This window comes from uncultured Clostridium sp., assembly GCF_947072515.1.
GTDB lineage: Bacteria > Bacillota > Clostridia > Clostridiales > Clostridiaceae > Clostridium.
Map to the genome: position 1 here is coordinate 1 of NZ_CAMTIG010000088.1, position 10067 is coordinate 10067.

Here is a 10067-nt window from a genome sequence, read left to right on the forward strand (position 1 = left end):
GTACCATAATAATCTAAAAGATAATTTCTATTATTTAATCCACCTAATTTTTTTATGACATGTTTATATAAAAAGTCCATAATTTTCTCCTTAATAATAATGAGGATATAGGTATTATAGCATAAAGAGAGGAGGTAAGAGGTAAGAGAGAAGAGGGAATAGAGGGGAAAGGTAAGGTGAGAGGAAGTAGGGAATAGGTAAGAGGTGAAGGAGGGTTACATAGTTAGGGGGGGTTGGGGAAGAGTAAGTATAGAAGCATATGTAGAGATGGGAGATTTTTTATGATGAGAAGTATTTTAAGAGGTTTATTTAAAGTGGGAGTTTTGGCTATAGTGATTATTTGTGTTAAGGGAATAGAGATGCAAGTGTATGGTGATATTGCAGCAAAGGATAGCGAATTTAAAAAAGAAAGCTATGTAGTTAGATATTTAGAGAAAAAGAAGATTAAAGAAGGCAAGAGAGGGGTATGGGTAAGTAATAGTGAATGGGATGAAATTGAAGTTCTAAGCATGGATAATAGGGGAAAAGATAAAAGAAGTATTGTAAAAGCAAATATGGAAGAAATGGATGAAATAGATGATGAGAAAGAAAATGCCTTAAAGGTAAGAGATAAAGAAATAGACGAGAAAGAAAATAGTTTAAATGTAAGTAATAAAGAAAATGAGGGAGAAAAGATTTTAGATATAAACAGTAAGGAAAAAGAAGAGGAAACTGAGGTTTTTACAGGCAATGAGAAGATAAGTAAAAACTCTGTTATTCCTAAAACATTAGGAAGAGTGCCAGGAGGAGTCTATCTTACTGTTGAAGCTAAAATTTATAATGGAGAAAAGGCTGAAGTAATTTTAGACAATAAAGTATATCCTATGGAACAAGTAGAAAGCCAAGAGTACTTAAGAGGGAAAATGACAGAGTTTGCAAAGTATAGAGCTTTTATAAAGTTAGATAAAAAGCTTCAAACAACTAGTTTAGGAAGAGTTGTTGTAAGATTAGAAAATAAAAAGGAGATGGCTTATGGTGGAGAAATAGTTGTAATTGGAGAAAGTGAAAGATTAAAAAAAGATTTAGTTGTGAGAGAATATTCAGCTAAAATTTATAGCGGAGAAGATACAACATATATACCCTTAGAAAATCTAAGTTCAATTCCAAAGGATACAATTTTAAAGGGAGAAAATATAATACATATAGATGATAAAACTTATTATCTTTTAGATTCTGGTTACAGAATAAGATGTGAAGATGCAGAGGAAGTAACAAGGGTAATATTTAAAGGTGATAAAAACAAAATCGAAAATATGGTCGTAGTAGAAGATGAAAAATTTACTACATTAAAAATAAGAGAAAGCTACAAGGGTGAATATAATCTTATATTTGATCAAAACCGCTATAAAGATTATAAAAATAAAGACTTTACTGTAGTAGAAAAACTAGAAGAAAAAGTTTATTTAAAGTTTAATGATGGTGATATTAAAAAATTAAAGAAAATAAAGTTTGAAGAAGATTCAGTTTTAAAAGATATGGGAAAGCAAGGGAAGGATACAATAAGCTTTGGATTAAAGAAAGAATGTTATGGACATTATGGCTTTTATGATAATGAAGGAGTTTTAAATATAAAATTCAGAAAAAAACTTAAAGATATAAAGGGGGCTAAAATAATTTTAGACCCAGGACATGGTATAGGAAATAAAGGATACTTTGATCCAGGGGCATTAGGATATTATGGAGTTACAGAACATATGCTAAATGTTCAAATAGCAAAAGAAATAGAAAAAATCTTAAAAGAAAAGGGAGCAGAAGTTGTAAGATTAAACACAACTGAAAGAATATACTCTCTTAAAGATAGACCAAATAGAGCCTTTGTAGAAGAGGCAGACCTTTTTATATCCCTTCATCACAATGTAGGAAATAAAAAGTTAAATGCAACAGAAGTATATTACAATACTTCATTTTCAAAAGAGCTTGGATTAAAGGTAAATGGAGAAATTTTAAAAGTATATAAAGAAAAATTATTTAATGAGAAAGGTGAATATGATAGGGGAACTAAGTGGGACTATTACACAGTCCTTTTAGAAAAATACACACCATCTATATTAATAGAAGTTGGATATATAGATAACTTAAAAGCCTTTCAAAAATTAAACCAAAAAGAAAATGCAAGAGAGCTTGCAAAGGGAATAGTTAGAGGAATTGAGAAAGAAATAAAAGGTTAAAATTAAAAGGAACTTTTTTAGAAAAATTGGATATATTGAAATATAAGCTATATAAAAATCTTTATTTCATAGAAACACCTCCTGTTGAACAAGATTTTTATATAGCTTTTTTGTCATATTCTTTTATAGTCATTGAATATAATAAACTTGAAAAGCTATTTTAAAAAGAAAAGGGAGAAAAGGTATGGAGAAGATAGTATGTAAGTTTTACGATTTTGATATAGATAAATATTATGATGGGATAATAATAAATAGGCGTGTACATTTTTTAGATGATAAGAATAACCCGGTAGACATAAGAGATATAAATTATGGATTTGTTTATGATGAATTACAAAGTTATCTTATAGATGAAGAAAACTTTGATAAAGTGGGCGAAGATAAAACACATTACAAATGGGGATATTTCTATAAAAAGAATGGAAAGATTGCAATACCAGCAATGTATGATGAAGCATTTCCTTTTGAAGATGGATTAGCATCTATAAAATTAGACGATAAATATGGATTTATAAATTATTTAGGTGTAGAAGTAATAGAGCCTATTTATGAATATACAGACATGTACTTTAGAGGCGGGCTTTGTTTAGCTAAGAAAGATGGTAAGTTTGGATATATAAATATAGATGGAAAGGTTAAAATAGATTTTAAATTTAACTTTGCAACAGAATTTTTAGTAAGTGATATAAATGGAGGAAAAGAAAGGTTTTATGCAATAATTAAAGAAGAAACTAGATATGGAATTATAGATATAGATGGAAATTATATAATTGAACCTATTTATGAGGAGCTAAGACAAACTTTTTTTGAAGATATGCTAGTAGCAAAGTTAGAAGGAAAATATGCATTAATTAAAGTAAATTATAATGAAGAATTAAAAAAAGAAGTGGCTAAATATATGGTAGAGCATATATTTGATGAAGTTGGAAGTATGGTATGGACAAAGAAAATAAAGGGTGGAAATTATTTCTATACTATGAAAATGGACAAACATATTTGCCTTATTGATAGGGGTTTAAAGCTTTACTTTAGTGAAGTAAATGAAAGAAAGATAGAATATAAAGAATCTAGTATAGAGGTTAGTGAAGACGTTTTCTTAAAGGAAAATAATTTAAGATACAGAAAATTTAGAGGAGAAAACTTCCTCTAATTTAAGTTATTAACAAATAGTTATAAATATTAATTGAATAGTTAAAGTTAAATTAGAAAATTAAAACAATAAGGAATGATAATAAGTTATAATAAAATTATAAAAAAAATAAAAAAAATTACGAAAAGCAAAAATTAAAGGTTGCAGAAGCAAGGGGGCTATATTATGAATAGAGTCAATATATTTAGATATTCAAGGGGATCAAACTTGAATGTTGCTATATTTGGTTGGCTGTTAGATTTTGCAAAGTATGGAGGTGAGTTACAGGATATAGGAATTCAGATGATTCGAGATATACTTGAAGATAAAGATCTAGAAATAAAATCAATAAAACCTTTAAGTATGTACAAGAACATAGCATTAGTAGTAGAAATAAATGATGACTATTTACTAAGTGTTGAAGATATAACATTTGCTAAAAATAAATGTAGTATGTTAAAAAAACACAGAGAAATTCTTATAACAGATCCTAAATATCTAGATAGGAAGAAAAAATTCGTCTATATAAATATTGGGAATAAAATGAAATCCAATCATAGAGAAGGAGAAAACTGTATACGAGTCACCAGGTATCATTTATTGAAACTATTATGCAAGTATGAAGGACCAACTATGTCGTTAATTGATGAATATAAAGATTATTTAATATATTTAGATAAGATGACGCATAGTCATGCGTGGGAAGATAGTTTTGAATCTTGGCACAGATTAAGCTGGGAAGGATTCTTTGAAAAGTTTAAAGAAAAAGATAGTAAGTCAGATTGGGAAAATATAAGTAGTCAAAAAGGGGATTCTATAATCTTAATTTGGAATAGAATAACTAAGGAATATAGAATTGACGAAAATAAATCTCAAAAGTATGCTGTCTATGCAACCATAGAAACAGAATTACCTTGTAAGTACAATTACAACGTAAATAAATACAAGCCATTTATGCATCTAAAAGTAGAAGTATTAGAAGGCAGGTATAAATCAGATATTAGAAACTACGTTTGGAATATCATTGAAGAAAAAAAGAAAAAATATGAGAACAATGGCTTTTATATAGAAAAGACAAGTCATGCAATAGGAACTCATATGACAATTGGTAGAGTAGAAAATATAACTGATAAACAAATATTAACAGATTATATTGAAAAAATAGAAAAATTATTAAAAGAATTTGATAAGTTAGCAGAATAAACAATATTAAATAGCAGAAAAATACGAACTTTAAACACGGAAATTAAATACAGAAATTATTGTAAATTCATACAAAAATAAAATATAAGCGATGGAATAATATGAGTAATTTATATGAAAAACTTACAAAATGGGACTGTATTTATACAGTCCCACTTTAAGGAAAAGCTATGAAAAATTTTTAATAAATCAATTTAATAAATGTTTACTACATAAACTTTAAAATATTAGTCAATTTATTTTTAGCACGTCTTTTTAAACTCTTAACTTTCTCATAAGATACACCATATTTTCTAGAATAATCACTTAAAGTAGAAGGATAATCGGTAAAAATAAGAAATTCACAAAGATGACGTTCCTCATTATCTAAATATTCTAAAGCACTTAAAATTGTGTTTTCAGAAGTCTTAAATAAAATATCTTTATCTATAATAGCATCTTCATCTATAATTAAATCCACAATAGTAGTACCAAAATCACAAGGAATATCTAAACTAGAAGGCACTTTTTCTTTAGGGTTTTTTCTATAAAGATAGGAAAGATTATTTAAAAGTGCTTTCTTAATATAACAGCCAAAAGTAACACTAGAATTAAAACACAAAATAGAATTTAAAATAGTTAAATTGCAATACTGAACTAAATCTTCATGAGTATAACCATTAATATGAAACTTTCTCACCAAAGATAAAACTAAAGGAACATAAGCATCTAAAATCATTTGTCTGCAATGTTTATCACCATTCTTAGCATTAAGAACCACTTCATTAGTAATCAAAATATCCTCTTTTTTATTAACCATATCAGTTCCCCCTAAATTTAAAATTAAATTAAACATATGTTCTATATTTATATAATACAATAATTGGGATAATATGTAAATATAAAAGTGAGAATAATCTGAATATTCTAACTTTTATATGGAATTAACAAAAATATGCCTATAAAACGAGAAAATATGTAAAAAAATAGGCTTATAATAATAAAAAAATAATCATATAAATCTAAACTGATAAATTAAACATAGAATTTATTTTGAAAGTAAATAAAACATATTAAGAAGAGAGAAATATATGTAAAAAATTATGGGAATGATATAATAAAAATAGTTAAAAATACTAAAAATAAACAAAGGAGAAAATCTTATGGGGATTTTAAAAAACATAATAGGAATAAAAGAGATAAAAAGTCCAATATTTTATAAGGAATTTAAAGAAAATATAGAGGCTGAACAAAATCTTTTAAAGCTTATAGAAGAAACTAAAGATAGAGACACTGTAAGAGATATAAAAAGTGAAATATATGCAATGAAAAAAGGAGCGAAAGGAGAATCAGACGTAGCCTATGAATTAAAAAATTCTTATGTTCCTATGATTTGCTTACATGATATAAGATTAGAATTTGAAGATAAAGTTGCACAGTTTGATTTTATAATACTAACACATTATTTTATTATGGTATTAGAAACAAAAGCACTAAGCTGCGATGTTAATATAAACCAATATGGAGAATTTGAAAGAGTTATAAGACTTAAAAATGGAAACTACTATAAAAAGGGAATGTATAGTCCTATTTCTCAAAATGCCAGACATGTTAGAATCCTTAAAGATTTTCTTTCAAGAAACAATAAGTTATTAAAAAAATTGCCTATACATGATGCTGTAATAATGGCAAATAAGGAAGCAGTAATAAATAGAAGATACGCTAGAAAAGAAGATAAAGAGAAAATATATAAGATAGATCAAATAACGAATCTACTAGAGACAACTATCCAAGCAGAGAAAAAAACAGGTGAAGTTTTTGAAAGTAAAATAATAAATATAGCAAATATACTTTTAGAAAATAATAAGCCAATAGATATAAACTACAGAAAGAAATTCAGAATAGAAAAAGATATAGTTAAGAAAGAAGCTATAGTTAAAGAAGATACAGTTAAAGAAGAAATAACAGAAGAACAATACAACAGAGAAGTAGAGCAAATAGTAAAAAAACTAGAAGGAAAAATAGAACATAAAGAAGTAAAAGATAAAGAGATAAGAAATAGAGAAATAAGAAATAAAGAAATAAGAGAAACATTGGAGATAAATGAAGATTTAGACCAAAAGTTACGTGAAAAATTAATAGCATATAGAAAGAAATGTTTTATGGAAGAAAAAATAAAACCTTACTTTGTATTTAAAAATAAAGCTATGGAAAACATAATAGAAGCTAAGCCTAAGAATATAGACGAGCTTAAAAAGGTCAATGAGGTTGGAGAAAATACTGTGAAAAAATATGGAAATGATATTATAAAAATAATAAATGATATAAACTAAGAAATTTAAATATAGATGAAAATAAGAGGTGAACTATGAGTAGCAAAGGGATATGTAGCGAAGAAACTTTACAAAATAAAGAAATATTAATAAAAGAAAAAGAAATTGGATATAGTGAAAATTGTATATTAGGTGGAGACAATGATTATTTAATAGATAGATTAAATAAAGCATTTAATAAAGCTGTACGAGTAGATATTATTGTATCTTTCTTAAGAGAAACAGGAGTTAGATTATTAAAAAAAGATTTAACCTTTGCAAGAGAAAAAGGAACAAGAATAAGAATACTTACAGGAAACTATTTGGGGATAACAGAGCCATCTGCACTATATTTAATGCGAGATATTTTAGGGAAAGATTGCGATATGAGGTTTTATAAAGACTCTAGGAGATCTTTCCATCCTAAAGCATATATTTTTCACTATGAAGGTGGACAAGGAGATATTTTTATAGGTTCATCGAATATTTCTCTATCTGCCTTAACTAAAGGGCTAGAGTGGAACTATAGAATAGAAAAAGAAAAAAATGAAGAAGACTTTCAATATTTTAACGAAGCTTTTGAAAATTTATTTTTTAACCAATCAATAATTTTAGATGATGAAGAATTAAAAAAATACTCTAAATCTTGGACAAAACCTAAAATACAAAAAATACTTTTAGAAACAGAAGATGAAGAAGAAAAAGTAGTTTCTTTATTTCAACCAAGAGGGGCGCAAATAGAAGCTTTAACAGAACTAAAGAAAATGAGAGAAGAAGAAATAGACAAAGCACTTGTAGTTGCAGCAACTGGAATAGGAAAAACATACTTAGCAGCCTTTGATACAGAAGGATATAAAAAGGTTTTATTCTTAGCACATAGAGAAGAACTTTTAACACAAGCGGCTAATAGTTTTAAAACTATAAAAGAAGATTTTAAGATAGGATTCTTTAAGGGAGATTTAAAAGAAAAGGCGGTAGATGGACTTTTTGCATCTGTAAGCACATTAGGTAAAAAAGAATATTTAACAGAAGAATATTATAGTAAAGATTACTTTGATTATATAGTTATAGATGAAGTACATCACGCTGTAAGTAAGAATTATCTAAATATCTTAGAATACTTTAAACCAAAATTTACTCTAGGAATAACAGCTACACCAGAAAGAATGGACAATCGAGATGTGTTTAGACTATTTGACTATAACGTAGCCTATGAAATAAGACTCTTTGAAGCCGTAAACAAGGGGTATCTTTGTCCATTTAGATATTACGGAATATATGATAATAGCATAAACTATGAAGAAATAGGAATGCAAAATGGTAGATACAAGGAATCAGAGCTAGAGAAAAAATTAATGATAGACAAGCGTGCTAACCTTGTATTAAATCACTATAAAAAATATAAATCTAAAAGAGCTATAGGATTCTGTTCTACAAAAAATCATGCTGAGTATATGGCAGAATACTTTAATAAGAATGGAATAAAAGCCTGTGCAGTGTATAGCAATGCAAATGGAGAAAATTCTTTAGAGAGAACAGAAGCTATAGAAAAAATTAAAAAGGGTGAAATAAAAGTAATCTTTTCTGTGGACATGTTTAATGAGGGTGTAGATATAAAGTCTCTAGATATGGTAATGTTCTTAAGACCTACAGAGTCATCTACAGTATTCTTGCAACAGTTAGGACGAGGATTAAGACTAGATAAAGACAAAGAGTACGTAAATGTTCTAGACTTTATAGGAAACTATAAAAAAGCTGATATGATACCAAATTTAATAGGGAAATCTACAAAGGAATTTGGAAAAGGAGATGGAGATCCAAGGGATTTTAAGTATCCAGAGGATTGCCTTATAGATTTTGATCTTGAAATAATAGACATATTTAAAAAGATGGCAAATAGAGATAAGAAAATAAAAGACTTTGTAATAGAAGAATACTTTAGTATAAAAGAATTCCTAGGACATAGACCAACACGAGAAGAATTTATAGAAAGTATAGAGGGCGAAATATACTTAAAAGCAAAAACAGGTAAAAAGAATAATCCATTTAAAAACTACTTAGAATTCTTAAAAGAAATAAAAGAAACTACTATGGAAGAAGAGAAGTTTTTAAAAGCAGAAGAATTCAAGCTGCTAAACTATATAGAAACAACAGCAATGTCTAAAACATATAAAATGCCTTTACTAATGGGATTTTATAATAATGGAGATTTTAAGTTAGAGATAGATGAAGATGAAATATACCAAGCGATGAAAAGTTTCTATTCAAACTCAATTAATAAACAAGACTTACTATCTGCAAAAGGAACGAAAAATATAGATTCTTGGGAGAAACAAGATTACCTAAAAAAAGCACGAGAAATGCCAATAAAATTCTTACTAAACTCAGGAGAAGAGTTCTTCTATTCAAATGAAGAGAAAACAGTCTTTGGAATAAAGGAAGAATTTAAAGCTTATAAAGAAAATAAACTATACAAGCAGCATTTTATAGATGCAGTAAAAATGAGAGTTATAGAATATTATAAAAATAGGAAAAAATAAAAGCAAAGATACAATAGGGGGAGTATGAGAAGGTTTGAAAAAATTAATGAAAAAGAAGTTCTAAGAGCATTAAATAGAAGAGAAATGGAAATAGGTATAGACAAATACGAATTTATTATGAAAAGATTTTGGCATGTAGATGTTAGAAAAGACAATGAATTTAAAAGGGTATTTATTGACTTCTATAAACTAATAAATTTGAATGGAAAATTTTTAGAAATTTATTTTGAGACATTAGAAAATCATAAAACTATAGAATATACTTATGTAGAGGTATTGCGAATATTATATAAATATTCTAAAAAAGTACATGGATCTTTTGCAAGTAAGTTGTTAGCAACAGTAGATGAGGAATTACCTATTATAGATAGATTTATAAAAAAGCATCTAGAATTAGAAACATATTATAGTGTAGGAAATGTTGAAAAAATAATTGCACAATATGATGAAGTAAAAGATTTATACAGTGAATTTTTAAATACAGAACAATCAAAGAGATGGATAGAATTATTTGATGAAAAATTTTCTGATAGGAATATATCAGATATAAAAAAGATTGATTTTATATTATGGCAAATAAGATGAAAAGTAATATAATAAATTTAAGAAAAGACTATAGATAGGGGAAGGGCTTATTCACCCCCGGGCAAGTGAACGCCTCATAGAGGCTTGTACTGTGCCCGTGGGGTGAGTATGC

7 protein-coding genes are annotated in these 10067 nt (G+C 27.1%); 6 read left to right on the forward strand and 1 reads right to left on the reverse strand.

What is annotated here, in order from left to right:
* Nucleotides 1-281 precede the first annotated feature (281 nt).
* The 3 genes from Q0W06_RS18210 to Q0W06_RS18220 all read left to right on the forward strand — a co-directional run bounded on the left by Q0W06_RS18210 (nt 282) and on the right by Q0W06_RS18220 (nt 4539).
* Nucleotides 282-2207, forward strand: a complete 1926-nt coding sequence (locus tag Q0W06_RS18210; protein ID WP_297639133.1) for an N-acetylmuramoyl-L-alanine amidase — start codon at nt 282-284, stop codon at nt 2205-2207.
* Between the two features lie 184 nt (nt 2208-2391).
* A complete protein-coding gene (locus tag Q0W06_RS18215; RefSeq protein WP_297639135.1) occupies nt 2392-3357 on the forward strand; it encodes a WG repeat-containing protein in 966 nt (321 codons plus the stop codon).
* A 165-nt stretch (nt 3358-3522) separates the two neighbouring features.
* Nucleotides 3523-4539, forward strand: a complete 1017-nt coding sequence (locus tag Q0W06_RS18220; protein ID WP_297639138.1) for a hypothetical protein — start codon at nt 3523-3525, stop codon at nt 4537-4539.
* 208 nt (nt 4540-4747) lie between these two features.
* Here the strand turns inward: Q0W06_RS18220 and Q0W06_RS18225 are convergent, their stop codons facing one another.
* Nucleotides 4748-5338 (reverse strand): sigma-70 family RNA polymerase sigma factor, encoded by a 591-nt coding sequence (locus Q0W06_RS18225; protein ID WP_297639140.1) that lies wholly within the window; start codon nt 5336-5338, stop codon nt 4748-4750.
* A gap of 343 nt (nt 5339-5681) precedes the next feature.
* Here Q0W06_RS18225 and Q0W06_RS18230 point away from each other — a divergent pair, with 343 nt between their 5' ends.
* The 3 genes from Q0W06_RS18230 to Q0W06_RS18240 are packed head-to-tail and all read left to right on the forward strand — an operon-like array spanning nt 5682 to nt 9955.
* A complete protein-coding gene (locus Q0W06_RS18230) occupies nt 5682-6851 on the forward strand; it encodes an NERD domain-containing protein (protein ID WP_297639143.1) in 1170 nt (389 codons plus the stop codon).
* A 35-nt stretch (nt 6852-6886) separates the two neighbouring features.
* Nucleotides 6887-9370 (forward strand): DEAD/DEAH box helicase family protein, encoded by a 2484-nt coding sequence (locus Q0W06_RS18235; RefSeq protein WP_297639146.1) that lies wholly within the window; start codon nt 6887-6889, stop codon nt 9368-9370.
* Between the two features lie 24 nt (nt 9371-9394).
* Complete coding sequence (locus tag Q0W06_RS18240; protein WP_297639148.1) at nt 9395-9955, forward strand: hypothetical protein; 561 nt, start codon at nt 9395-9397, stop codon at nt 9953-9955.
* The last annotated feature ends 112 nt before the right edge of the window (nt 9956-10067 follow it).